Below are 24,708 nucleotides of genomic sequence, written 5' to 3' on the forward strand. Positions count from 1 at the left end.
CCAGAGCAGCATCCAGATGACCGTGAGCCAGGCGATGAGCGGAAGGTCGAGACGGCGGGTGCGGGGGCGCGCAGTGGAGGTTCTCACCGGCCGGTCACCGCCTTCACGTACGGGGTTCCGGCCAGGATCTCGGCGGCCGCGCGGTCGGCGAGACCGGTCAGCGGGGTCGCGAGCACGGTGTAGGAGAGACCGAGGGCGACGGCGGCGACGGTCGCCGCGGTCATCGCGCGCGGCAGCCGGGCGGTGGTGCGGACACAGGTGTCCGCCACGGAGCCGCCGCGGAGGGAACTGCCGACGGCCTCCGCGCCCTCGTTGTCTTCGGTAGCGTCGTCGTCGGTGGCGTCTGTGTCGTCGGTGGCGTCCAGCACGTCTCCTTCCGGCGCCGACCGCTGCGGCGCGGCCCGCCAGAACGCCAGGTTCCACACCTTCACCGTCACGTAGAGCGTCAGCAGGCTGGCGACGGCACAGGCGCCGAGCAGGATGTACGCGGCGGGTCCGGCGTCCGCCGCACCGGCCCGCATCAGCGCGAGCTTGCCGAGGAACCCGGACAGCGGTGGGATTCCGGCGAGGTTCATGGCGGGCACGAACCAGAGCGCGGCAAGGAGCGGCGCGGCGCGGGCGACTCCACCGAGCCGCGTCAACTCCGTTGTTCCGTACCGCCGTTCAAGGAGCCCGGCGGCGAGGAACAGCGTCGTCTGTACGGTGATGTGGTGGGCGGTGTAGACGATGGCGCCGCCGATGGCGCCCCGGCTGCCGAGCGCGATCCCGTACAGCATGAAGCCGATGTGGCTGACGAGGGTGAACGAGAGGAGCCGTTTGAGGTCGGTCTGGGCGACGGCGCCGAGGATGCCGATCAGCAGGGACGCGAACGCGACGGCCATCAGCACGGAGGAGAGACGGTTACCGGGGAAGAGCAGCGTCTCGGCGCGCAGTATCGAGTACACGCCGACCTTGGTGAGCAGCCCCGCGAAGACGGCCGTCACCGGCGCGGGCGCGGTCGGATAGGAGTCGGGCAGCCAGGCGGCGACCGGGAACGCGGCCGCCTTGACGCCGAACACGGTGAGCAGCAGCACCTCAAGGAGGGTCCGTACGCCGAGGGGGACGTCGGACAGGCGGACGGCGAGCTGCGCCATGTTGGCGGTGCCCGTGGCGGCGTAGGCGACGGCGATGCCCGCGAGGAAGAGCAGCGAGGAGACGAGGGAGACGACGACGTAGGTCGAACCGGCCCGCAGGCGGGGTTCGGTGCCGCCCAGGGTGAGCAGGACGAAGCTGGCCATCAGCATGATCTCAAAGCCGACGAAGAGGTTCAGGAGGTCGCCCGCGAGGAAGGTGAGCGAGACGCCGGAGACCAGGACCAGATAGGCCGGGTGGAAGACCGCGATGGGGGCGCTCTCCTCGCGGTCCGCCATGTCCTGGCCGAGGGCGTAGACCAGCACGATGAGGGTGACGGCGCCGGACACGGTCAGCATGAGCGCGGCGAGCCGGTCGGCGACCAGGGTGACGCCGAGTGGCGGCGCGAAGTCGCCGAGGTGGACGACGAGCGGCCCGGTGCGGTCGGCCTCGACGAGCAGCACGAGGTCGGCGACGAGGACGACGGCGAGGACGCCGATGCCGATGATCCGGTGCAGCACGCGCAGCCGGGGCCCGATGAACATGCTGACGCCGCAGGCGGTGAGCGGCAGCACGACGGGCAGCGGGACAAGTGCGTTCACGTCGGGTCCTTCTCCTGCCGGGCGGTATCGGGGGACGGCTGCGGGTCCGCGCCGAGGATGTCGTCCCACAGGTCGCCGGTGGCGTCGCGGGCGCGGGCCTGATAGGCGCGGTCGGCGCGGATCCGGTGGCGCTGTTCGCGGCGCGCCCCGCGCCAGGCGCGCAGCCCTTCGCCGCGATGGCGTTCGCGCAGTTCGGCGCGTTCCTCGGCGATCTCCGCGCGCAGGACGACGCGCCGGTCCTCGACGTCGTCCGGCACGAAGTCCGAGCCGGACAGCCGGCCGCTGCGGTACGCCATCGCGAGCACGAACGCGGTGGTGGCGAGCGTGATGACGACGGCGGTCAGCGCGATGGCCTGCGGCAGCGGGTCGGTGACCCGGGCGTGTGGGACACCCGGGTACAGCAGCGGCGGGTCCCCGGCGCGGCCGGTGGTGGTGAGGACGAAGACGTTGACGCCGTTGCCGCAGACGATGACGCCGATGAGGACGCGGGTCAGGCTGCGGGTGTGGATGAGGATGCCGCCGACCCCGGTGAGGACGGTGGCGCAGACGAGCAGGGTCAGGCTGACGGTCACCGCTGCGCCTCCCCCGCGAGGGCGAGCCCGGCCCGGTGCTCCGTGCTCTGGTCGATCTTCGCGCCGAGGGCGCGGGTCACGTCGAGGACGGCGCCGAGGACGAGCAGGTAGACGCCGAGGTCGAAGAGGACGGCGGTGCCCATGTGCCAGTCGCCGATCAGCGGCAGGTGTCCGTGCCACGTCCAGGCGTGCAGCACCGTTCCGTCGGCGAGGCCGAGGAGCGCGACGCCTGTCGACAGGGTGAGGCCGAGTCCGGTGAAGAAGCCGGGGTGCACGGGGGCCGCGGCGGCCAGTTCGTGGCGTCCGCCCGCGAGGTAACGGATCATCAGGGCGACGCCCGCGACGAGTCCGCCGACGAAGCCGCCGCCCGGCAGGTTCTCGGCGCACAGCAGCAGGTACACCGACAGGGTCAGGATCGGGTGGAAGACGAGCCGGGCGACGACTTCGAGGACGACGGAGCGGTGTTCGGGCGCGAGGGTGTCCCCCGCCGTGAGCCAGCTGCGTCCCGGCGCGGTCCGGGTGTAGGCGTCCGGCACCCGGATGGCGCGCGAAGCCAGGGACCAGGCGGTCACCCCGCCGGGCAGCGCGGGCGGCGCGCCGGGGGAAGGACCTTGTCTGCGGTGGACGTACAGCAGGCTGGTGACGCCCAGGACCGCGACGGCGAGGACGGCGGACTCGCCCATGGTGTCCCACGCGCGGAAGTCGACGAGGATCGTCGCGACGACGTCCTTCAGGCCGTGGTGCGCCGTCTCCTCCGTCATCGCGGCCCCGGCCGGCGCGGCGGTCCTGGCGCTCGCGGCCAGCCACACCGCGCAGGCGAGGGCGGCGGCGCTGCCGAACGCGAGCAGCACGGCGGCCGTGCGGCGCCACGAGCGTGCGGCCTCGCCGAAGTTCACGGGCAGGCGCCGCATGACGAGGATCAGGACGACGGTCGAGACGGTCTCGACGCCGAACTGCGTGAGCGCCAGATCGGGCGCGCCCTGGACGACGTACAGCAGCGCCGTGCCGTAGCCGGTGAGGCCCGCGAGGACGGCGGCCTTCATGCGGCGCTGCACGGCGAGGCACATCACCGCGCACGCGCAGGTCAGCACGGTGACGGCGGCCTGCCACGGGGTGTCCCAGGCGCGGGGCGCGGAGGCGTGGCCCCAGGGGCGGTCCTTGGCGAGGACCGCGAGGAGCCCGGCGAGCACGACACCGAGGACGGTGGCCACGTAGACGGGCAGTGAGCCCTTCTGCACCGAGCCCGTGACCTGGAGGGCGGTCCGCTCCAGGCCGAGCACGGTGCGGCCGAACGCCTCGTCCGCCTTGGGCCAGGCGAGCCGTCGGCCCAGTTTCACGACGCCCTCCCTGCCGAGGAACAGCGCCACGCCGCCCGCCCAGGTCAGCGCGGACAGCCAGAGCGCGGTCCCGAACCCGTGCCACAGCGCCAGGTGGTAGGGGTGCGCGGGGACGGGGTACTGCGCGGCGTACGCCTCGAAGAGCGGCGCCACCGGGCCGATCCCCGGGCCGAGCAGGAGGCAGCCGAGGGCGAGCAGCGCGGGCGGCGCGAGGAGGCCGGGGCCGACGCGGTGCACCGGCGTGTCGGCCAGGCCCGGCTTGCGGGCGAAGGCACCCCACAGGAAGCGCAGCGTGTACGCGGTGGTGAGCGCGGAGCCGACGACGATCAGGGCGAGCACCCACCGCTCGGCGACCGTGCCGTGCAGCAGCGCGTCGAACGCGGCCTCCTTCGCCACGAAGCCGAGCAGCGGCACCAACGCGGCCATCGAGGCCGCCGCGAGCACGGCCACGGCGCACACCCACGGCAGGGCCCGCCCCACTCCGGAGAGGCGCCGCAGATCCCGTGTCCCGGCCGCGTGGTCGACGATCCCGGTGACGAGGAACAGCGGCGCCTTGAACAGCGCGTGGCCGAGGATCATCGCGGCGGCGGCGAGCCCCGCGTTGTACGTGCCGTCGCCCGCGAGCACGGTCAGGAAGCCCAGCTGGCTGACGGTGCCGTACGCGAGGACGAGCTTGAGGTCGTTCAGGCGCAGGGCGCGCCAGCCGCCGAGCAGCATCGTCGCCGTGCCGAGGGTGAGGAGCAGCGGCCGCCAGGGCGTGACCTCGGCGAACGCGGGGGCGAGCCGCGCGATGAGATAGACCCCGGCCTTCACCATCGCGGCGGCGTGCAGATAGGCGCTGACCGGGGTGGGCGCGGCCATCGCGTTCGGCAGCCACATGCTCAGCGGCCAGATCGCCGACTTGGTGAGCGCCCCGGCCAGGATCAGTACCAGGGCGGCCGAGAGCGTGCCGCTCGCGCCGGGCGGCGCCTCCAGGATCCGGGAGATCCGGTACGTGCCCGCCGCGTGCCCGAGCATGAGCAGCCCGACGAACATGGCGAGCCCGCCGAGCGAGGTGACCGTCAGTGCCTGCAGCGCGGAGCGGCGGCTCGCCCGCTTCTCACTGTCGTATCCGATCAGCAGGAACGACAGGACGGTCGTCAGCTCCCAGAACAGGTAGAGGATCATCAGGTCGTCGGCGAGCACGAGGCCGAGCATCGATCCCGCGAACCCGAGCAGGTTTCCGGCGAAGGGCCCCAACTGCCGCGTCCCGGGGGCGAAGTAGCGCACGCAGTACAGCAGGACCAGCGCCCCGACACCGGCGGCGAGCACCACCATGAGCAGCGCGAGCGCGTCGAGCCGGAACGCCACCTGGACGTCGTAGGCCTCGACCCACGTCCACGCCTCGCTCCGCGCCCCGCCGCCCGTGACCGTGGACCACTGGCACAGGGCCCAGACGAGCGCGGCGGCGGGCGGCAGGGCGAGCACGAGGAATCCGCGCGGGCCCGCTCGGCGGATGAGCGGGGCGGCGCAGAGGGCGAGGACGAGGTGGGCCAGGACCAATACGGTCATTGACCATGCATATCGGCAAAAAAGGTACATGCCATGCGGGCGCGCCGAGATGACACACGCAAACGCGGCCCAGCCCCGCGAGGGACACGCGGGGCTGGGCGTCGGGCGGCCGACGAGGCCGCGCAGGTTCGGCCGCGGTGACCGGAGCCGCCGGCCGGGGCCGGGCGCGCTCCGGTCAGAGGCGGGTCAGCCCACGGTCCACTTCTGGTTGGCGCCGCCCGAGCAGGTCCAGATCTGGAGCCGGGTGCCGTTGGCCGAGTTGTTGCCGGTCACGTCCAGGCACTTGTTCGCCTGGGGGTTGACGATGTCGTTGGCCGAGCTGACCGCCCACTTCTGCGCGGCCGTCCCGTTGCAGTCCCAGAGCTGTACGGGGGTGCCGTCGGCGGTACCGCCGCTGGTCACGTCCAGGCACTTGCCGAGCGCGCGGATCGTGCCGTCAGAGCCCACGGTCCACTGCTGGGCCGCGGTGCCGTTGCAGTCGTAGAGCTGTACGGGGGTGCCGTTGGCGGAGTTCGCCGCGGCGACGTCCACACACTTGCCCGCGAGGCCCCTGATCGCGCCACCGGAGGGCGCGTCGCTCGTGGTCACCGACACCGAGTCCACGACGAGCTGGGCGGGGAAGGCGGTGGAGCTGTTGGGGTCGCCCGGCCAATAGCCGCCGACCGCCAGGTTGAGTATCAGGAAGAACGGCTTGTTGAACGCCCAGGTCTTGCCGCTCACGTCGGCGGGCGTACGCGTCTGGTAGACGACGCCGTCGACCGACCACTTGATCGAGTTGGGCGCCCAGTCGACGGCGAAGGTGTGGAACGCGTCCGCGAAGGCCTGGCCGCCGGGCAGCGTGTATCCGGCGCCGACACCGGCCGATCCGGAGTAGCCGGGGCCGTGGATCGTGCCGTGGACCGTGGAGGGCTCGAAGCCGACGTTCTCCATCACGTCGATCTCACCCGAGTTGGGCCAGCCGACCGAACCGATGTCCGTGCCGAGCATCCAGAACGCGGGCCACATGCCCTGCCCGCGCGGGATCTTCATGCGCGCCTCGACGTGCCCGTACTGGGCGCTGAACTTGCCCGAGGTGTTCAGCCGCGCCGAGGTGTACTGGCACGTGCCGTACCAGCACTGGTAGTTGGCCGGGTTCTCCTTCTTCGCCGTGATCACCAGGTGGCCCTGGCCGTCCAGGGCGGCGTTGTTGGTGCCGGACGTGTAGTACTGGCGCTCGTGGTTGTTGACGTTGTCGCCGGTCTCCAGCGTCCACTTCGACGCGTTGACCGCGCTGCCCGCGGCGCCGTCGAAGGTGTCAGAGAACGTCACCGCGGCGGCGGCGGCGACGTCCGAGGGTTCCGCGCGCGCCACGCCGGTCGCGGCGGACGCGACCAGCGTGGCGGACAGAGCGGCGAGCAGACATCTGCGAAGCAGACGGTGGGAGGTCACGTCTCGGTCCTTCCTGAGCGGCCGGGCGTTGAGGGGGAGCCGGCCGAGGTGGAGGTGAAGGTGAAAGCGTTTCGCCCGTTGATTTAAGGAGTGAAGTAAGGGGGCGTCAAGACATTGGTACGGGCCAAGCGTTGAGGCGCCCTCCGGCGTGCGCCCGGAGGGCCTGTGGAGCGCGCGATTCGGGACATCTTCGTAGCGCCTCTGGCAACCCCGCGCGCTTGTGGTCCCCTACCTGTCAGAAACAGAGAGCGCGCTTCTGTTTCATCGTAACAAGCAAGCACGTGGACGAGCCCCTCCCCGGCCATGACCCCATCGCGAAGGAGTGCAAGGCAATGGATGTGAGCAGACGGAAGGTGCTGTTGAACGGCGGAGCGCTGGGCGCCATCGGGGCGCTGAGCACCACCTCGCCCGCCGCCGCGCGATCCCTGTGGACGTGGTCCCCGGCCTCCTCGGTGGCCGGAGCCGGTGCGGGCGCCGACCCGCAGTGGGTGTGGGACGACGAGGCCGACCCCGTCCTTGCGGCCGTCATCGAACGGGGCGACGTGGCCCGGGTGAACGCGGCGCTCGCCCAGTGGACCCGCAACGACCAGGCCCTGCCCGACGGACTGCCCGCGGACGTGCGCGACTTCATGGAGCACGCCCGGCAACTGCCGACCTGGGCCGAACGGACCCTGCTCGACCGCGGATCCCGCTTCAGCAAGACGAAGGGCATCTACGTCGGCGCCCTCTACGGACTGGGCAGCGGCCTGATGAGCACCGCCATCCCCCGCGAGGCGCGCGCCGTGTACTACTCCAAGGGCGGCGCGGACATGAAGGACCGCATCGCGAAGACCGCGCGGCTCGGCTACGACATCGGTGACACCGACGCCCACCGGCCGACCGGGTCGATGGTCGTGACCTGTGTCAAGACCCGCATGGTGCACGCGGCCGTCCGGCACCTGCTGCCGCAGTCCCCCGGCTGGACACAGACCAGCGGGGGCCAGACCATCCCGATCAGCCAGGCCGACATCCTGGTCACCTGGCACAGCCTGGCCACGTTCGTCATGCGCAAGCTCAAGGACTGGGGCGTACGCGTCAGCACCCCCGACTCGGACGCCTACCTGCATGTGTGGCAGGTGAGCGCGGCGATGCTCGGTGTCCGGGACGAGTACATCCCGGCGAGCTGGGCGGCGGCCAACGCCCAGTCCAAGCAGGTCCTCGACCCCATCCTGGGCGCGAGCGCCGAAGGGGTGGCCCTGACCAAGGTCCTCCTGGACATCGTCGCCGAACTCGACCTCGGCCTCACCCGCCCGCTCATCAGCGCGTTCGCCCGGTACACGCTGAGCGACCGGGTCGGCGACATGATCGGCCTCTCCAGGGAACCGCTCCTCGAACCGCTGATAGCGACCGCCTGGCCCCTCCTCGTGGCCTTCCGCGAAGGGCTGATCGCCCTCCCCGTCATTCCGTCCGTCGCGTGGACGCTGGAGGAGGCCCTGCGCCAGTTCGTCCTGCTCTTCCTCGGTGAGGCCAGACCGATCGCCATCAGCATCCCGGACACCAACCGCCCTGGCTGACAACGGGAGTTCGGCGCGTCCGGACGGTCGCGGCCGCGCGGTGGACCGCGTCCAGCATGCCGTCCTGCACCACGTACGGCGCGAAGGGCTCGTGCTCCTGCCGCCTCCCGCGACGGCAGGAACACACGCTCCCTACTCGCAGTGCAGCCGCAAGGTGTCCATCCCGTTCCAGCCGTGCCGGTGCAGCCGCTCGGGCAGCCGGAGTCCGGGACCGGCCACCACGCACAGACTCTGCGGGGTGCGCAGGGTGCGGGCGAAACCGACCAAGGTCGCCAGGGTGCTGTCGGAGAGGTGCTCGACGCGGGTGAGGTCGACGGTGATCTCGTCGGCCCGCCGCGCGCACTCGGCGACCGCCGTCACCAGCGGCACCTGGTGGGTGCCGACGACTTCCCGGGCCAGCTCCACCCCCTCCTCGTGCCGCAGAGGAGTGATCAGGCACAGGTCGTCGACGAAGAAGTCATCCATCACAAGTCCCATGACAGCCGTGCACCGCTTCCGAGAACAGCGAGAGCGACGACGAGGACGACAATCGCGGTGGTGGAGGTCGGCCCGTGCTGAAGCTCGCTGGTGCGGTGCGTATGGGGCGGGCGCCGAGTCCCGCGATAGCAGCCGCTGGCGTAGGGACCCGTCCACGGGCCCGAGAGGTCGCCGAAACCAGAACCCGCCGCGCTGACGACGAGGCAATTCACGGACTGCCCCTCACGCTACTGCCGTACGGGCCCGAACGACAGCCCCTCGCCGGAGGCAGAATGCCTGCCGTGTCCGGCGGCCGCCGTGCACTCTAAAGGAAGGCACGCACCGATGCGCACTCTGTATGTCGTCAGCCACCCGGAGGCGACGCACCACGTCGAGGGAGTCGTCGGCGGGTGGCACGACTCCGAGCTGACGCCCGCCGGGGTCCGCGCGGCGGTCTCCATCGCGCAGGCGTTGCGGGCCCGGATCCCGGACGGCGCCGAGGCCGAGCTGTTCTCCTCGGATCTGCGGCGCACTCTGCGGACGGCCGAGGAAGTGGCCGAACTGTTCAATGTGCGGCCGGTGTTGGACCGTCGGCTGCGGGAGAAGTCCTACGGCGAGGCGGGGGGAAGGCCGCAGGCGTGGCTTGACCGGCGCTTCGTCCCGCCGCCCGCTGTCGGCGAGCGTATGGACCACGACGAGGGCGTGGAGGGGGCCGAGACCAAGGCCGCGTGGGCGCAGCGCATCTATGCGGCCATGGACGACATCCTGAGCAGCGACTGCGAGCACCAGATCGTCGTGACGCACGGCGGTTCGCTGACCTTCGTCGTGGCGTCCTGGATCAGGATGCCGCTCAAGTCGGCCGACTACGTCAGTTTCCGGGCCCCCTCGGGCAGCATCACCACGCTCCGGGAGGACGACTTCTTCCACAACCGTCAGGTCGTCAGCCTTGGTGACACGTCGCACCTCGGTGCCTCATAGCCCGCTCGACCTCACCCACGAGCAGCCGGTCGGAGCCGGGCGCCCGTGCGGATCAATGCCGCGCGGCGAGCGGGTGTCCGGCGGTCACGTGATCCGAGGACACCGAGGCCCGTCCGGGCCGGATCTGCGGCCATGGCGGCGATCCGGCCCGGGCGGTCCGCAACTCGTCGCGAGGGTAGGCCTGTTCAGGCACCGACCGTGCCGGTCAGCTTGATCAGAGCCTCGGCCGCCGGGCCCGAGGACGCCGGGTTCTGGCCGGTGATCAGGAGGCCGTCCTGCACGACGTAGGGCTGCCAGTCCTCACCCTTGGAGTAGTCGCCGCCCAGACGCTTCAACTCGTCCTCGACCAGGAAGGGGACGACCTCGGTCAGCTCGACGCCCTCCTCCTCCGAGTTGGTGAAACCGGTGACCTTCTTGTCCCGCACCAGCGGAGTGCCGTCCTCCTGGACCGCGTGGCGCAGGACGCCGGGTGCGTGGCAGACCAGGGCGAGCGGCTTGCCCGAGCGCAGGGTCGCCTCGATCAGCCGTACGGAGTCGGTGTCCTCGGCGAGGTCCCACAGGGGACCGTGGCCGCCCGGGTAGAAGACGGTGTCGAAGTCCTCGGCCGAGACGGAGTCCAGACGGACGGTGTCCGCGAGCGCGGCGGTCGCCTGCGCGTCGGACTCGAAGCGGCGGGTCTGCTCCGTCTGGAAGGCGGTCTCGTTGCTCTTGGGGTCCAGGGGCGGCCGGCCGCCCTTCGGAGAGGCGAGGGTGATCTCCCAACCGGCCTCCTGGAACTGGTAGTACGGAGCCGCCAGCTCCTCCAGCCAGAAACCGGTCTTGCGGCCGGTGTCGCCCAGCGTGTCGTGCGAGGTGAGAACGATCAGAACCTTCATCACACAGCTCACTTTCCAGTAGACCAGTCGTCTACTGAGGGGTGGAAGAACACCGCGTCCGGCACGGCGCCGGACACGGAAGTGCGGATCCTTAAGCGTGCAGCAGTCTGCGGGTCATCGCCACAGTGACGTCGAGGGGGTCCAGGCTGCGCTGGATCTTGGCCATCACGCTGGCGCCGAGCCACATGCCGTAGAGGCTCTGCGCCAGTTCGCGCGGCGCGCCCTCGATGGTGACCGAGCCGTCCGCCAGCCCGTCGGAGATGGCCCGTTCGAGCCGGTCGACGATCGCGCCCGTCCCCTCCTTCAGGGCCAGCCGCATCGGCTCGGAGAGGTCGGCCACCTCGGCGCCGAGCTTCACGGCCAGGCACTTGCCCTGACATGCGTCGAAGCTCTGCGTGTCCCGCCACAGCCGCCAGTAGTCCATCAGCCGCTCGGCGGCCGACCGGCCGGGCCGCGCCAGCACGCGGTCCATGTCGGCCAGGTACTCCTCGAAGTAGCTCTGCAGGAGAGCCTCGCCGAAGGCGTCCTTGGAAGCGAAGTAGTGGTAGAAGGACCCCTTGGGCACGCCCGCCTCCGCGAGCACCTCATTGAGGCCGACCGCGGAGTAGCCCTTGTGTGCCATTATCCGCCGGGCGGTGTCGAGGATGCTCCGACGCGTGTCGACGCTGCGCGCTGTCGTGGCTGGCATGGGTGAAACCGTACCTCATCAGTAGACCAGTCGTCTAGGAATACCCGATCCCCAAGTTACCGGTGCCTCTCACGCCGCGATGGCAGTGATCAGCAGGCCCTTGTCCGCCATCCAGCGGCCCTCCAGCCGAGGCGCCGCCGGAATGCGCAGCCGCGCGGTGAACACGGGGCTGTCCGCGTCGAAGGTCAGCTCGGCGTCCGGGAAGTCCAGGCGGTCACCCGTGTGCGGATACCAGCTCTTGTACACCGCCTCCTTCATGCTGAACAGGGCCCGGTCCCAGCGCACTTGAGGGCGACGGATGAGCAGATGCCGTACGAGTCGCAGTTCCGAGGGGAGCGCGATGGATTCCAGTACGCCTCGCGGGAGCGGCGCGTCGGGCTCGGCGTCGATGCCGAGGAGCCGCAGGTCGGCGGCGGGGGCGACGACGGCGGCCCGATAGCCGGTGCAGTGGGTGAGGCTGCCGAGCACCGCCGCGGGCCAGCGGGGCGCCCCGTGCCGATCGGGAAGGATCGGCACGGGGGGCAGGCTGAGCCGGGCCAGCGCCTCGCGGGCGCACCGTCGTACCGTGGCGAACTCCTGCCGGCGCGGTGCCACGGCCTGCGCGACGATGCGGGCCTCCTGCGGATAGAGGTCCGAGGCCGGTGCGTCGCGGAAGGCCTCGGCGACCGCGACCCCCTGGGGGAGGATGTGCTCGATCATGCCGCCCGTCCCCGCGAAGCCGCGTTCACCATCGGTTCTTGCGCCGTCATGCCTCTTCCTTCACCGTCCATCACAGCCGGCCGGCCTCTGCCGGGCGCCCCTACGATGCGGGCGCATTGCCCACCGCCTTGCGCAGGGCGTCCACGCGGTCGGTCCTCTCCCAGGTGAACTCGGGCAGCTCGCGGCCGAAGTGGCCGTAGGCGGCGGTCCGGGCGTAGATCGGGCGCAGCAGGTCGAGGTCGCGGATGAGCGCGGCCGGGCGGAGGTCGAAGACCTCGTCGATGGCCCTCTCGATGCTTTCCGTCTCCACCTTGTGCGTGCCGAAGGTCTCCACGAACAGGCCCACCGGCTCCGCCTTGCCGATCGCGTACGCCACCTGCACCTCGCAGCGCGAGGCCAGGCCGGCGGCGACGACGTTCTTGGCCACCCAGCGCATGGCGTAGGCCGCGGAGCGGTCCACCTTGGAGGGGTCCTTGCCGGAGAACGCGCCGCCGCCGTGGCGGGCCATGCCGCCGTACGTGTCGATGATGATCTTGCGGCCGGTCAGGCCCGCGTCGCCCATCGGGCCACCGATCTCGAACCGGCCGGTGGGGTTCACGAGGAGACGGTAGGTGTCGGTGTCCAGTTTGATGCCGTCGTCGAGCAGCGACTTCAGCTCCGGCTCGACCACGTGCTCCCGGATGTCGGGGGCGAGGAGCGACTCCAGGTCGATGTCCGCGGCATGTTGCGAGGAGACCACCACCGTGTCGAGGCGCACCGCGGTGTCCCCGTCGTACTCGATGGTCACCTGTGTCTTGCCGTCCGGGCGCAGGTACGGGATCGTGCCGTTCTTGCGGACCTCCGCCAGCCGGCCGGACAGCCGGTGCGCCAGGAAGACCGGCAGCGGCATGAGGGTGGGCGTCTCGTCCGTCGCGTAGCCGAACATCAGGCCCTGGTCGCCCGCGCCCTGGCGGTCCAGTTCATCACCTTCGCCCCCGTCGGAGGCGCCCTCCACCCGCGACTCGTACGCCGTGTCGACGCCCTGCGCGATGTCCGGGGACTGCGCCCCGATCGACACCGACACCCCGCAGGAGGCGCCGTCGAAGCCCTTGGCGGAGGAGTCGTAGCCGATTCCCAGGATCGTGTCGCGGACCAGGGTGGCGATGTCCGCGTAGGCCTTGGTGGTGACCTCGCCGGCCACGTGGACCTGGCCGGTCGTGATCAGTGTCTCCACGGCGACCCGGGAGGCCGGGTCCTGCCGCAGGAGCGCGTCGAGGATGGTGTCGCTGATCTGGTCAGCGATCTTGTCGGGGTGGCCCTCGGTCACGGACTCCGAGGTGAACAGGCGTCGGGACACGTCTCTCCAGTGGTTGCCGCGGCGGCCCGGGGCGGGCACCGCACGGACGGGAGGGCCGGGGCGCGGGCCCGGACCCCTGGGGTGATGAGGTCAGGCCAGATGTTCCTGGATCCAGTCGGCCAGCACGCCGGAGGCCGCCGCCGCCGCTTCCGGCCAGGCTGCCGGCGCGGACGCGTCGGCCCGGTCGCTGACGTACTTCACGATGCGCACCGGCAGGGCGAACCGCTCGGCCACCGAGGCGATCGCGTAGCCCTCCATGTCGACGAGGTCGGCGTGTTCGGCCAGCCGCGTGCGGGTGAGGCCGTCGGCCACGAAGGCGTCGCCGGTGGCCAGCGTGGCGCCCGGGTGCGGGCTGATGGTCAGCGGGCGGCCGTAGTGCGCGCCGCTCAGCTCGTGGAGTACGGCGTCGGGCAGGTCGTGCTGGATGACCCGGGACACCTCCACGATGCCGCCGAGGCCGTTCTTGAGCGCCCCGGCGGTGCCGAGGTTGACGACGGCTCGCGGCCGGGCCGTCGAGAGCGCCCGCGTCAGCTCCATGGCGGCCCGCACCTTTCCCATGCCGGTGACGAGCACGGGGCAGGTGTCGCCGAAGCGGGCCGCCTCCGCCTCGGCCGCCGTCACGATCAGCGGCCGGTCGCGACGGATCTCGCCGCGGAGCCGGGCGGCGAAGGAGGGTTCTGACAGGGGGGCTTGCAGCATGACGTGTCAGTCCTGTCGGAGGGAGGGGAGGCCGAGGGGGACGCCAGTCGCGGGCGGCTCGGTCGCGGTCAGGTGTTCTGCAGGGCCAGCAGACTCACGAAGAGGGCGACGAGCGTCAGGGCGCCCGGTGCGATGAGCCCCTTGCGGTCGTGCGCCCGTACGTGGAAGACGACGGCACCGGCGAAGTAGAGGACCACCCCGACTCCGGCGGCCACCGCCAGCGGGCGGAACGCCAGGCCGACGAGGAGGCCGACGGCGCCCGCGATCTCCAGCGCGGCGAGCCGGGGCAGCCAGGCGTCGGGCACGCCGAGCCCCCGCATGGTCGTGACGAGGGACTGCTGCCGCCTCAGTTTGGCCACCGCCGAGCCGACGAGGACCAGCGACAGGACGACGGTGAGGAAGACGTAGTTGGCGCTCACGGTGCTCCAAGAATGACGGCGGCTGACCGACGTTGACGGCCGCTGTCCATGTTTGCGCTTCAGACACGAGGAGATCCCTAGAGCGTGCGCCGACGGACCGCCGACGGACCGCAAGGATGGGAGGCAACGATCGTTTAATGCCTGGTGCGAGCCTTCGCACCGGTGGCATACTCGAACAACTGTCATGTTTGCTCATACCGCCGCCGTGTTCTTCTCCGTGGACTGTGTGCTCGTCCAGGGAGACAGCTTGTGCCGCCTGGTCGAGGAACGCCTCGGGCTGAGCGGACCCGTCAGCGTGCACGAAACAGGGGACACCGATCCGGCTCGCTGGGCAGGGGTCACCGAGAAGGCGCTGCACACGCGACTCGCCGATCTGCCGCTGCTGCCCGGCATCGAGGAGACGACCCGCTGGTGCTGGAGCAACGGTCTCGTGCCGGTCGTCTCCAGCCTCGTCTGGGCGCCGATCGGTGCCCATCTCGCCGAGCGCTTCGGCTTCCACTCCTACTTCGGGCAGCCCCTGGACGCGGTGTACGGCCGCTTCACGGGGAACGCCGGTGACGCGCCGAAGCCCCCGGCCGAGCGGGAGTTCGCTCTCCGGCGCGCGGACGAACTGGGCTTCTCGCCGCGGGAATGCGCGGCGGTGGGCGCCTGTCCGGCAGACGATCCCCTCTTCGACTCCGTCGGCCTGAGCATCGCCTTCAACGCGCGGGCCGAGGCGCGGGCCCGTACGGCGACTTCGGTCCAGGGCGACGATCTGCGTGCCGTGATCCCCGCCCTTGAATGCCTGACGGCCTCCAGGGTCTGATGCCGGGCTCCTGCGCCGCCCTGATGAATTTCGTTCAGCTCACAGCGGGCGCAGACGCTCGGCGGGCTCGTGCAGCCGCGCGGCCCACTCGGGCGTGCGCAGGGCGTCGGCGGCGTCGCGCGGAACGCTCAGGTGGACGTCGCGGCTGTGGTCGTCGGCCGGGGTCGGCGTGATGAGCACCGTCCACGGGATGGGGCTCGCAGGGTACTCGAACCAGAACGGCCGTCCCGCGCCGAACTCGATGTCGTAGACGGGCAGGCGGCTGGAGTTGTTCAGGGCGACCGTGCCCTCGAAGGCGTCCAGGGACATCCGGCTGAACACCCGCCCCGAGCGGCCGGCCGAGCGCTGGGCCTCCAGGTAGGCGGTCTCCTGGCGCACCCGGTCGGGGGTGACGCGGTCCAGGGCCGCGCGCAGCGCCGTGACGGTGTGCGCGAGGGGTTCGCGGCGCAGCTCGCCGGCCGGGAGCGCGGCCGTGGTGTTGGAGACGGCGTTGCCCCAGTAGCCGTCCGGGAGGCGGTCCTTGAGCGCGGCGCGCAGTCCGACCACGATGCCCAGGCGCTCTTGCGCGGCCGGGTCCCGGTCGCGCAGTGCGCCGAGCACACGCCACAGGTGGGCGCCGAGCGCGTCGCCGCTGGAGGCGGCCTGCTGGTCGGTTCCCTGTCCCGTCCGGGCCGTCTCGCGCAGTGCGAGGACCTCGTCGGCGGTGAAGCGGGCGGTGATCGTGCGCAGCCGCCGCGAGCCCGCGTTGACCTTCCAGATGAACCCGAACTTCTGGCGGCCTGTGATCACGCGGTACTGCGGATCGTCCGGCGCGGCGGGCACGCCGTCGGCGAGTCCGTCGAGCAGGGCCCGGTCGTACGGCGCGGCGGGGCTCTCCTCCCCCGCGTGCGTGCGCGACCAGTGGAGCAGGAAGTCCAGGTAGCCGCCCCCGTCGACCACGGCGTGGTTGATGGACACGCCGAGCACGGAGCCGCCTCCGCGCATGTGGGTGACCTTGACGGACAGCAGCGGGGTGTCGTGGCCGACGACGCGGAAGGCGTTGACGGAGTGCAGGTAGCGGCGCAGGTCCGCGCGGGCGGGCCGGTCGGGGCCGTAGTCGGGCATGGGCCGGTCTGAGTGGGCGACCGCGAAGACCGCGCCCGCGTCGTCGCAGGCCACGCTGAGTCCGCCGTCCGGGTCGCGTTCGAGGCGTCCGGTGAGCAGCGGGTACTGGGCGAGCGTGCGGCGCAGGGAGTCCTCGACGGCGTCGGCGTCCAGGGTCCGCCGGTAGAAGAAGGTGCGCGGCGTGGCGAACGTGCCGTTCATCAGGTCGTGCACGCCGAGCCGCACCCGCCCGCCGGAGGGGCCTCCTCCACGCAGGACGACGGTGCGCGCGGAGGTGCCCGGCGGGCGGCCGTTCTTCATCGGTGTCTCCAGGGATGGGCGGACGACCCACACGGGCCGGTCGCTCCAGACTGCCGCGCGCGGAGCCGGGAATCCCCTAGAACCGGGGCGGGCGGTCTTCCGGGCCGGTACGCCGGGCCGGCCCCCCATCCGGCCTGCCGACCGGTCCTCCGGGCGGCCGATGTTTGGTGGATCCCTAGATTCGGCCGACGTATCTGGCCCGCGGGCGGGGGCCCGTGCTGATCTGGGGTTCTCCCGATCGAACGATACGGGCGTGGGGACCCGCTTCGACTGCGAGCCGGCCGTCCGTCTCGTCCCCACCGGCACACACAGGAGGCCATCAGCCGTGGGGAACGACAAGTCCGAGATCCTCGACCTGGTCCGCGAGTACCACCGCTCCACTGTCTCGTCGGGGTTCGTGCCGGGCATCACCCCGGTGCTCGCCTCGGGCGCCGTCCTGACCGAGGACGACCGCGTGGCGCTGGTGGAGGCCGCGCTCGACATGCGGATCGCCGCCGGTGTCAGCTCACGCAGGCTGGAGCGGTCGCTGGCGAAGTACTTCCGTCTGCGCAAGGCGCATCTGACCAACTCCGGTTCGTCGGCGAACCTGCTGGCGCTGAGCAGTCTCACCTCACCGCAGCTCGGCGAGGACCGGCTGAAGCCGGGCGACGAGGTGATCACGGTCGCGGCCGGGTTCCCCACGACGGTCAACCCGATCCTCCAGAACGGGCTGACCCCGGTCTTCATCGACATCGAGCTGGGCACCTACAACGCCTCGCTGGAGCGGGTGGAGCAGGCGATCGGCCCGCGCACCCGGGCCATCATGATGGCGCACGCCCTCGGCAACCCCTTCCAGGTGCGCGAGATCGCCGAATTGGCGCGAGACCGCGACCTGTTCCTCATCGAGGACAACTGCGACGCCCTGGGCAGCACCTACGAGGGACAGCTGACCGGAACGTTCGGCGACCTGGCGACGGAGAGCTTCTACCCCGCCCACCACATCACGATGGGCGAGGGCGGCTGCGTCCTGACGGACAACCTGATCCTGGCGCGGATCGTGGAGTCGATGCGGGACTGGGGCCGCGACTGCTGGTGCGAGCCGGGCGAGGACAACCGCTGCTTCAAACGGTTCGAGCACCAGATGGGGACCCTGCCCGAGGGCTACGACCACAAGTACATCTTCTCCCACGTGGGCTACAACCTGAAGTCGACGGACGTGTCGGCGGCGCTCGGCCTGCAGCAGCTGAGCCGGATCGACGAGTTCGGCGCGGCCCGGCGGCACAACTGGGCGCGGCTGCGCGAGGGTCTCGACGGGCTGCCGCACCTGCTGCTTCCGGAGGCGACGCCGGGCAGTGACCCGAGCTGGTTCGGCTTCGCCCTCACGGTCCGGCCGGACGCGCCGTTCGAGCCGGGCGCGCTCATCGACCACCTGGAGTCGAGCAAGGTCGCCACCCGCCGCTTCTTCGCGGGCAACCTGACCCGCCACCCCGCGTACGAGGACCGGGAGTTCCGGGTCAGCGGACCGCTCACCAACAGCGACATCACCACCGAGCGGACCTTCTGGATCGGGGTGTACCCGGGCCTGACCGACGAGATGATCGACCACAGCATCAACACCGTCAGCGAGTACGTGACGCTGCCGCACTGAACGCCATGAGAAGAAGGGGCCGGCACCGGACGGTGCCGGCCCCTTCTTCGTCCAGCGGGGCTCAGGCGGAACGGTCGGACCAGGTCTCGAGGACGTCGGCGGCGCGGGTGGCACCGCCCGCCTCCCGTACGGCGTCCCGCATCCGGGCGAGGGCGGCCGGTGTCCCGGGGTCGGCGAGCAGACCGGCGACCGTGTCCGCGAGGCTCTGGGCGCTCAGGCCCGTCCTGGACAGGGTGCGGCCCACCCCGCACTCCTCCAGCCGTTTGGCGCTGAGATCCAGTTCGTGGGCGCGGGGCAGTGCCACCACGGGCGTGCCGTAGGCAAGGGACTCCATCAGGCTGCCCATGCCCGCGTGGCAGACGAACACGTCGGCGTGCGGCAGCACGGCTGGGTGCGGCAGCCAGGGGTGCGCCTCGACGTGCGGCGGCAGCGGTCCGAGGGCGGCGGGGTCGGTGTCCCGGCCGAGCGTCATGACGACATGCCAGTCCTCGGCGGGGAACGCCCGCGCACACAGCCGGAAGAAGTCGCCGCGGTCCGACGACTCCGTGCCGAGGGACACCAGGGCGACGCGGCGCCCGTCCGAGGGCGGCGCCCACAGACCGGGGCCGGGCTCGGCGAAGGTGGGGCCGACGAAGACGAACCGGTCGTCGAAGCTGTCCCCCTCGATCTGGAAGGCGCGGGGCAGGAAGACCAGATTGCGCTCGTCCCACTCGGTGCCGTAGCGGCCCATCTCCTCCAGGCCGATGCCGTGTTCGCCCATGAAGCCGATGAGCACCTTGGCGCCCTCGGCCATCAGCGGATGCCCGGGGTCCCACATCTGGGCGCGCAGCGAGAACGTCTCGTTGGCGGCGTGGCTCGGGCAGACCTGGACCGGTACGGCGCCCAGGACGCGGGCGGCGACCCGGCCCGCGGCGACCGTCTCGAAGTCGTAGAGCAGCACGTCCGGCGGGTCGGCGGCGAGCGCGTCGCGGGCGGCGGGGAAGACGGTGCGGACGGTGTCGACGAGGAGGTCGTAGCCGTCGCGGGCGAGCCGGTCGGGGCTGGGGTCGGCGGCGCGGTAGAAGTCGCCGCGGGCGGAGGTGTAGGTGACCGCGCGGGCGCCGCACTCCTCGACGAGCGGTGCGAAGCGTTCGTCGACGACGTAGGTGACGCGGTGGCCGCGCGCGATGAGTTCGCGGGCCACTCCCAGGGTGGGGGCGATGTGGCCGAAGTCCGCGAAGAGCAGCAGGGCGTAGTGACGGGCGGGGGTGGGGGTGCCGGGCGGCATCGGCTCTCCGGTGGGTGTCGGCCGGCCCGCCGGGGGCCGGGCGGCCAGTGGGTCAGCGGGCGTCGGCGGCGCGCAGCGCCTCGTAGTGGGTCAGGCAGTCCTCGTAGCGGGCGAGGAGTCCCGCCTCGCGGGCCTCGGCAACCGAGACCGCGGACGCGTCCTTCTGCGACATCAGCGGCGCCTCCGACAGGCCCCAGGGCAGGTCGAGTTCGGGGTCGAAGGGGTCGATGTCCACCTGTGTCCCGGGCACGAACACGGTGGAGCACAGGTAGGAGACACAGGTGTCGTCGGTGAGGGCGAGGAAGCCGTGCACGAGGCCCTCGGCGACGAACAGGGTCTCCCCCGAGTCCGCGGACAGCCGGTTCACCTCGTGCACTCCCCAGGTCGGGGAGCCGATCCTCAGGTCCACGACGATGTCGAGGGCCTCGCCGCGCACCACGCTCACCACCTTGGCCTGCCCGGGCGGCAGCAGCGTGCCGTGCAGTCCGCGCAGGGTGTTCCGGCGCGACACCGAGTAGTTCACCTGCGCCACGGGCACGGGCCTGCCGATCTCCTCGGCCAGCCTGTCGTGCCGGAACGACTCGTAGAAGCTGCCGCGCTCGTCACGGAGCTGGTGCGGGGTGATGTGGTACGCGTCCGGCACAGCCATCTCTCGAACCTTCATGGTGGCCACACCGTAGGGCTTCCCGATCAAGGACGGATCGAGGACCGTCGGTGACCCGCTCCACTCGATCCGTCCTCGCGCGCTCCTCGAACGGCGGCTGCTTCAGTGGAGAGGTCGCACCCCGCGTTCTCGGCGGGACGGCACACGCTGGACGGGCGCGCACCGCGCGGGACCGGGAGGAGTAGGGGACATGGCGGAGGTCGGCGCGCCGGAACGGCCCGACGCTGCGGACACGGGGTCCGGCCGGGTGGTGGTTCTCGGGGCGACCGGATTCGTCGGCCGCCATGTGGGCAGCGCCCTGGAGCGCGCGGGCTACGAGGTCATCGCCGTGGCCCGGCAGCCCCGCAAGACGCCCGCGTCCTGGCGCTTCCACCCCATGGATCTGGTCGACTCCGGGCCCCGGGCGCTGGTCGACCTCATCGACGGGACGGGCCCGGTCGCCGTCGTGAACGCCGCGGGCGAGGTGTGGTCCCCCACCGCCGACGGAATGCGCCGCAGCAACCAGCTCCTCGTGGACCGTCTGCTCGCCGCGCTCGCCACGGCCCGCCACCGGCCGCGCCTCGTGCAGCTGGGATCCGTCCACGAGTACACGCCGCAGCCGAACGGGGTGTGGCTGACCGAGTCCTCGCCGGAGGAGCCGGCCAACGACTACGGGCGGACGAAACTGCACGGGACCCGGGCCGTGCTGCGGGCCGTCGAGGCGGGCGCCGTGGACGCGGTGGTGCTGCGGTTGTCGAACGTGATCGGCGCCGGTACCCCGCGCGGCAGCCTCCTCGGACAGGTGGCCGCGCAACTGCTCGACCAGGCGGCGCAGGGGCGACCCCCTGAGGTGCGGGTCTCCCCGCTGCGCAGCAGCCGGGACTTCGTCGACGCGCAGGACGTGGCACGGGCCGTCGTGGCGGCCGTGCGCGCGCGGGGCGCCGCCGGGCGCGTGGTGAACATCGCGAGCGGCGCCTGGCAGCCCGTGCGGGACATGGTGGACCTGCTGATCTCCCTCAGCGGCCGGCCCGCCCGGCTCGTGGAGCGGCCCGTCGCGGGCGCGCGGGCGCTGCCGGACACCGACTGGATGGCCGTGGACATCTCGGCCGCGCGTACGGTCCTGGGCTGGGAGCCGCGACGCACCGCCCGCGACATGGTGGAGGACCTGTGGCGGGCCGCCGCGGAGCAGCACGCGGCGCCCGCTGCCGGTGCGTGAGCGGCCGACGTGGACCCGCCGCCCGGTGACCGGAGAGGTCAGCCGGGCAGCAGGTCCAGGTCGGCGGTGCTGACCGCGTCGGTCAGGACGTGCTGGCGCAGGCGCTGGAGACCGGGTGAGGGGTCGAGGCCCAGCTCGTCCCGCAGTTGCGCCCGCAGGCGCTGATAGACCCCCAGCGCCTCGCTGCGCCTGCCGCACCGCTCCAGGGCGATGATCAGCGTGCCCTGGAACCACTCGTGCAGCGGGTGCGCGCAGGCCAGTTCCTTGAGTTCGGCGACGAGTTCACGGTGCCGGCCGAGCCGGAACCCGGCGGTGATGCGCAACTCCTCGGCCTGGAGGTGCAGTTCCTCAAGGCGCAGGGAGTAGCCGTGCAGCGCGGGGCCGTGGACGACGTCCGCGAACGGCGGCCCGTCCCAGAGCGGCCGGGCCCGGTCGAGGAGCGCGACGGCACCGGCCGGATCGCCGTCGGCCAGCGCCGCCCGCGCCTGCTCGGTGAGGAGCGTGAACTCCTCCGCGTCGCACTCCCCAGGCCCCACCCGCAGCAGGTAGCCGTGGGCGCGCGTGGCGAGCGGGCCCTCCTCGCCGGGGCCCGGGTCCTCGCCGCCGTGCAGCGCCTTGCGCACCTGGTACGCGTAGGTCTGCACGGTGGGAACGGCGCTGCGCGGCGGCTGGCCCGGCCACAGTTCGGCCGTGAGCACCGACAGCGGGACGACGGTGTTGCGGCGGGCGAGCAGCACGGCCAGGACCTGGCGGACCTTCGGCGCGGTGGGGGTGACATCGCGGCCGTCGGACGAGACCCGCAGCGGGCCCAGAGTGTGCCAGGTCAGCACGGTGCGGCCCCCGCCCCCGTCCGGCCGGGCTGCGTCGCGTTGCCCCATACCTGGGGGTTGTCCCGGTACCAGTCGACCGTCTCGGCGAGGCCCTCGGCGAAGTCCTTCTGCGGCTTGTAGCCCAGTTCGACGTGGGCCTTGCGCCAGTCCACGGAGTAGCGGCGGTCGTGTCCCTTGCGGTCGGTGACGTACTCGACGCTGTCCTCGTCGGCGCCGCACGCCTCGATGAGCAGCGCGGTCAGGCCCCGGTTGTCGAGTTCGGTGCCGCCGCCGATGTTGTAGATCTCGCCGGCCCGGCCGCGGGTGCGGACCAGTTCGACGGCGCGGATGTGGTCGTCGACGTGGAGCCAGTCGCGCACGTTCAGGCCGTCGCCGTAGAGCGGGACCTTCTCGCCCGCGAGGAGGCGGGTGACGAACAGCGGGATGATCTTCTCGGGGAACTGGTAGGGCCCGTAGTTGTTCGAGCACCGGGTGACACGGACGTCGAGGCCGTGGGAGCGGTGGTAGGCCAGGGCGATCAGGTCGCTGGAGGCCTTGGACGCGGCGTAGGGCGAGTTGGGGTTCACGGGCTGCTCCTCGGAGCAGGAGCCCTCGGGGATGGAGCCGTAGACCTCGTCGGTGGAGACGTGCACGAACCGGTCGATGCCGTGGCGCAGCGCGGCGTCGAGGAGGGACTGGGTGCCGAGCACGTTGGAGCGCACGAACTCGGTGGCGCTGGCCAGGGACCGGTCCACGTGGGACTCGGCGGCGAAGTGCACGACCTGGTCGTGCTCGGCCATCAGCCGGTCGACGAGGTCGCTGTCGCAGATGTCGCCGACGACGAGCCGGTAGCGGTCGCTGCCGGCCACCGGGTCGAGGTTGGCCGGGTTGGCGGCGTAGGTGAAGGCGTCGAGGACGGTGACCGTGACGTCCTGCGGGCCGAGGGGGCCGAGGAGTGTCCGGACGTAGTGGGAGCCGATGAAGCCGGCCCCGCCGGTCACCAGGATGCGCGTCTTACTCATGCTGGGTGCGGCGCGTCACCGGGCGGGCCGAGCGGGCGCCGTCCTCCTTCCTAGGATGTGCGGGTGGTGGTTCAGCGGGCCGCGACGAGCCGTTCGAGCTCCCCGACGACGGCGTGCGGGGTGGGCAGTGCCGCGGACTCGTCGCGCAGCCGGGCGGCCGCGGCGGCGTGGGAGGGGTCCTCCAGGAGCCGCCGGGTGAGGTCCGCGACCCGCTCGGGGGCGGCGTCGGTGTGGTGCAGGAAGAGGCCCGCGCCGCTGTCCTCCAGGCTGCGGCCGCGCAGTTCCTGGTCGGCGACGAGGGTGGACAGGGCGAGCTGTGGCACGGCGTTGACCAGGGCGGTGGAGAAGGTGCCCCAGCCGCCGTGGTGGACCACCGCGGAGCAGGTGGGCAGCAGCGTGCTCAGCGCCACGCCGCTCGCGGCGAGGACGTTGGGCGGCAGGTCGCCGAGGTGCTCGGCCTGTTCGGGCATGAGGGCGGCGACGATGTCGGCGTCGAGCCGGGACAGGGCGCGCAGCAGACCGGGGACGTCGACGTAGTCGCCGCCGTAGGCCTCGGTGTTGGTGCGGCCGAGGGTGACGCAGACGCGGGGCCGCTTGGGCTGCTCACGCAGCCAGGCCCACTGCACGGCCGCGCCGTTGTAGGGCACGTACCGCATGGAGACCTGGTGCAGGTCGCTCGGCGGGCGCAGGCTCTCGGGCAGCGTGTCGAGGGTGAACTGGCCGCTGAGCAGCTCCTCGTCGCAGGAGACGCCGTAGGCGCGGCCGCGCTCGTCGATCCAGTCGGCCAGCGGGTCGACGCGCTGGTCCGCGGGGACGTCCTGGGCGAGCTCGACGAAGGTGCTGCGGGCCTGCCCGTAGACGTCGGCGCACCACAGCAGGCGGGCGTGGGCGGCGCCGCAGGCGCGGGCCGCAATGGCGCCCGCGTAGGCGATGGGGTCGCGGATCACCAGGTCGGGCTTCCAGTCGCGGGCGAGGGCCACGAGGTCGTCGACGACCGGGTCGTTGTAGCGGGCGAACCCGTACGGGACGCTGATCGAGTAGCGCTCCACGAGGCTCGCGTGGTCGACGTCGCCGTAGCCGAGGCGGCTCCAGTTGGCGACGTCGGCGTCCTGGGAGTCCCGGGCCTGGGCCATGTCCTGGTGGACGTCGTGGTCGGTGCCGACCGGCGCGGCCACGAGGCCCGCGCCGGTGACGGCATCGCTGAGGGACGGCGCGTTGGCCATGAGCACCTCGTGCCCGGCGGCCGTCAGGGCCCAGGCCAGCGGCACCATCGTGAAGACGTGCGACTTCTCCGGCAGACCGGCGAACAGGACGCGCATGGGTTCCTCTCCTAGTCGGATCCGTGGGGGCGCCCCGGGGCGGCGCTCACGCCGTCCGTCGCGCTTGCCTCCGCCACGGAGATGGCGCTCAGCGGGCAGGACTCGGCGGCCTCCCGCACGGCGGGGGCCTGCGCGGCGCCGGGCCGCTCGACCAGCAGCAGCGCCATTCCGTCGGCGCGCTGGTCGAAGACCTCGGGGGCGATCAGCGCGCACTGTCCGGCGCCGATGCACTTGTCGTGGTCGATCGCGATGTCCATGCGGGCCTCCTGCGCGCTCGCCGCTTCGACCGGATG

23 protein-coding genes are annotated in these 24,708 nt (G+C 72.0%); 5 read left to right on the forward strand and 18 right to left on the reverse strand.

What is annotated here, in order from left to right; translation table 11 throughout:
* Positions 1-83 precede the first annotated feature (83 nt).
* The 4 genes from N5I75_RS15750 to N5I75_RS15765 all read right to left on the reverse strand — a co-directional run bounded on the left by N5I75_RS15750 (position 84) and on the right by N5I75_RS15765 (position 6,600).
* On the reverse strand, positions 84-1,712 hold the full coding sequence (locus tag N5I75_RS15750) for a Na+/H+ antiporter subunit D (protein WP_476678012.1): 1,629 nt from the start codon (positions 1,710-1,712) through the stop codon (positions 84-86).
* Entirely contained in the window at positions 1,709-2,284 is a 576-nt protein-coding gene (locus N5I75_RS15755) for a Na(+)/H(+) antiporter subunit C (RefSeq protein WP_476678013.1), read from the reverse strand. Before N5I75_RS15755 ends, N5I75_RS15750 begins: the two co-directional genes overlap by 4 nt.
* Entirely contained in the window at positions 2,281-5,172 is a 2,892-nt protein-coding gene (locus N5I75_RS15760) for a Na+/H+ antiporter subunit A (protein WP_476678015.1), read from the reverse strand. Before N5I75_RS15760 ends, N5I75_RS15755 begins: the two co-directional genes overlap by 4 nt.
* A gap of 186 nt (positions 5,173-5,358) precedes the next feature.
* Positions 5,359-6,600 carry a ricin-type beta-trefoil lectin domain protein gene (locus tag N5I75_RS15765; protein ID WP_476678016.1) on the reverse strand — a complete coding sequence of 414 codons (1,242 nt, stop codon included), beginning with the start codon at positions 6,598-6,600 and terminating at the stop codon, positions 5,359-5,361.
* 332 nt (positions 6,601-6,932) lie between these two features.
* On the opposite strand from N5I75_RS15765, the gene N5I75_RS15770 reads away from it, so the two are divergent.
* Positions 6,933-8,153, forward strand: coding sequence for an oxygenase MpaB family protein (locus N5I75_RS15770; protein WP_476678018.1), 1,221 nt, complete (start codon positions 6,933-6,935; stop codon positions 8,151-8,153).
* 132 nt (positions 8,154-8,285) lie between these two features.
* Here the strand turns inward: N5I75_RS15770 and N5I75_RS15775 are convergent, their stop codons facing one another.
* A complete protein-coding gene (locus N5I75_RS15775; RefSeq protein ID WP_476678019.1) occupies positions 8,286-8,630 on the reverse strand; it encodes a hypothetical protein in 345 nt (114 codons plus the stop codon).
* A gap of 324 nt (positions 8,631-8,954) precedes the next feature.
* Here N5I75_RS15775 and N5I75_RS15780 point away from each other — a divergent pair, with 324 nt between their 5' ends.
* Positions 8,955-9,587 carry a histidine phosphatase family protein gene (locus tag N5I75_RS15780; protein WP_476678021.1) on the forward strand — a complete coding sequence of 211 codons (633 nt, stop codon included), beginning with the start codon at positions 8,955-8,957 and terminating at the stop codon, positions 9,585-9,587.
* A gap of 185 nt (positions 9,588-9,772) precedes the next feature.
* On the opposite strand, the gene N5I75_RS15785 is transcribed toward N5I75_RS15780, so the two are convergent.
* The 6 genes from N5I75_RS15785 to N5I75_RS15810 all read right to left on the reverse strand — a co-directional run bounded on the left by N5I75_RS15785 (position 9,773) and on the right by N5I75_RS15810 (position 14,303).
* On the reverse strand, positions 9,773-10,462 hold the full coding sequence (locus N5I75_RS15785) for a type 1 glutamine amidotransferase domain-containing protein (protein ID WP_476678023.1): 690 nt from the start codon (positions 10,460-10,462) through the stop codon (positions 9,773-9,775).
* Between the two features lie 91 nt (positions 10,463-10,553).
* Positions 10,554-11,150, reverse strand: a complete 597-nt coding sequence (locus N5I75_RS15790) for a TetR/AcrR family transcriptional regulator (protein ID WP_476678024.1) — start codon at positions 11,148-11,150, stop codon at positions 10,554-10,556.
* Positions 11,151-11,219: 69 nt separating this feature from the next.
* Positions 11,220-11,849, reverse strand: a complete 630-nt coding sequence (locus N5I75_RS15795) for a 4'-phosphopantetheinyl transferase family protein (RefSeq protein WP_476678026.1) — start codon at positions 11,847-11,849, stop codon at positions 11,220-11,222.
* A gap of 100 nt (positions 11,850-11,949) precedes the next feature.
* Entirely contained in the window at positions 11,950-13,185 is a 1,236-nt protein-coding gene (gene metK / locus N5I75_RS15800; RefSeq protein WP_476678028.1) for a methionine adenosyltransferase, read from the reverse strand.
* A 90-nt stretch (positions 13,186-13,275) separates the two neighbouring features.
* Positions 13,276-13,884, reverse strand: coding sequence for a nucleosidase (locus tag N5I75_RS15805; RefSeq protein ID WP_476678029.1), 609 nt, complete (start codon positions 13,882-13,884; stop codon positions 13,276-13,278).
* Between the two features lie 68 nt (positions 13,885-13,952).
* Complete coding sequence (locus N5I75_RS15810) at positions 13,953-14,303, reverse strand: DoxX family protein (RefSeq protein ID WP_476678030.1); 351 nt, start codon at positions 14,301-14,303, stop codon at positions 13,953-13,955.
* A 184-nt stretch (positions 14,304-14,487) separates the two neighbouring features.
* On the opposite strand from N5I75_RS15810, the gene N5I75_RS15815 reads away from it, so the two are divergent.
* Entirely contained in the window at positions 14,488-15,108 is a 621-nt protein-coding gene (locus tag N5I75_RS15815) for an HAD family hydrolase (RefSeq protein ID WP_476678032.1), read from the forward strand.
* Positions 15,109-15,147: 39 nt separating this feature from the next.
* On the opposite strand, the gene N5I75_RS15820 is transcribed toward N5I75_RS15815, so the two are convergent.
* A complete protein-coding gene (locus tag N5I75_RS15820) occupies positions 15,148-16,512 on the reverse strand; it encodes an acyltransferase (RefSeq protein ID WP_476678034.1) in 1,365 nt (454 codons plus the stop codon).
* Positions 16,513-16,837: 325 nt separating this feature from the next.
* Here N5I75_RS15820 and rfbH point away from each other — a divergent pair, with 325 nt between their 5' ends.
* A complete protein-coding gene (gene rfbH, locus N5I75_RS15825; RefSeq protein ID WP_476678036.1) occupies positions 16,838-18,139 on the forward strand; it encodes a lipopolysaccharide biosynthesis protein RfbH in 1,302 nt (433 codons plus the stop codon).
* Between the two features lie 61 nt (positions 18,140-18,200).
* Here rfbH and N5I75_RS15830 read toward each other — a convergent pair whose 3' ends face one another.
* The gene (locus N5I75_RS15830; RefSeq protein WP_476678038.1) at positions 18,201-19,406 is read right to left on the reverse strand and encodes a macrolide family glycosyltransferase; all 1,206 of its coding nucleotides are present in this window, start codon (positions 19,404-19,406) and stop codon (positions 18,201-18,203) included.
* A 52-nt stretch (positions 19,407-19,458) separates the two neighbouring features.
* Positions 19,459-20,055, reverse strand: coding sequence for a dTDP-4-dehydrorhamnose 3,5-epimerase family protein (locus N5I75_RS15835; RefSeq protein ID WP_476678040.1), 597 nt, complete (start codon positions 20,053-20,055; stop codon positions 19,459-19,461).
* A gap of 205 nt (positions 20,056-20,260) precedes the next feature.
* Between N5I75_RS15835 and N5I75_RS15840 the strand changes: the two genes are divergently transcribed.
* Entirely contained in the window at positions 20,261-21,265 is a 1,005-nt protein-coding gene (locus N5I75_RS15840) for an NAD-dependent epimerase/dehydratase family protein (RefSeq protein WP_476678041.1), read from the forward strand.
* Positions 21,266-21,303: 38 nt separating this feature from the next.
* Here N5I75_RS15840 and N5I75_RS15845 read toward each other — a convergent pair whose 3' ends face one another.
* The 4 genes from N5I75_RS15845 to N5I75_RS15860 form a co-directional block, all read right to left on the reverse strand.
* Entirely contained in the window at positions 21,304-22,095 is a 792-nt protein-coding gene (locus tag N5I75_RS15845) for an AfsR/SARP family transcriptional regulator (RefSeq protein WP_476678043.1), read from the reverse strand.
* Positions 22,089-23,096: a dTDP-glucose 4,6-dehydratase gene (gene rfbB, locus N5I75_RS15850; protein ID WP_476678045.1), complete on the reverse strand. Its 1,008-nt coding sequence runs from the start codon at positions 23,094-23,096 to the stop codon at positions 22,089-22,091. Before rfbB ends, N5I75_RS15845 begins: the two co-directional genes overlap by 7 nt.
* A gap of 71 nt (positions 23,097-23,167) precedes the next feature.
* The gene (locus tag N5I75_RS15855; RefSeq protein ID WP_476678046.1) at positions 23,168-24,415 is read right to left on the reverse strand and encodes an activator-dependent family glycosyltransferase; all 1,248 of its coding nucleotides are present in this window, start codon (positions 24,413-24,415) and stop codon (positions 23,168-23,170) included.
* Positions 24,416-24,426: 11 nt separating this feature from the next.
* Positions 24,427-24,672 (reverse strand): ferredoxin, encoded by a 246-nt coding sequence (locus tag N5I75_RS15860; protein ID WP_476678048.1) that lies wholly within the window; start codon positions 24,670-24,672, stop codon positions 24,427-24,429.
* Positions 24,673-24,708 lie beyond the last annotated feature (36 nt).

The organism is Streptomyces sp. R818 (genome assembly GCF_056172735.1).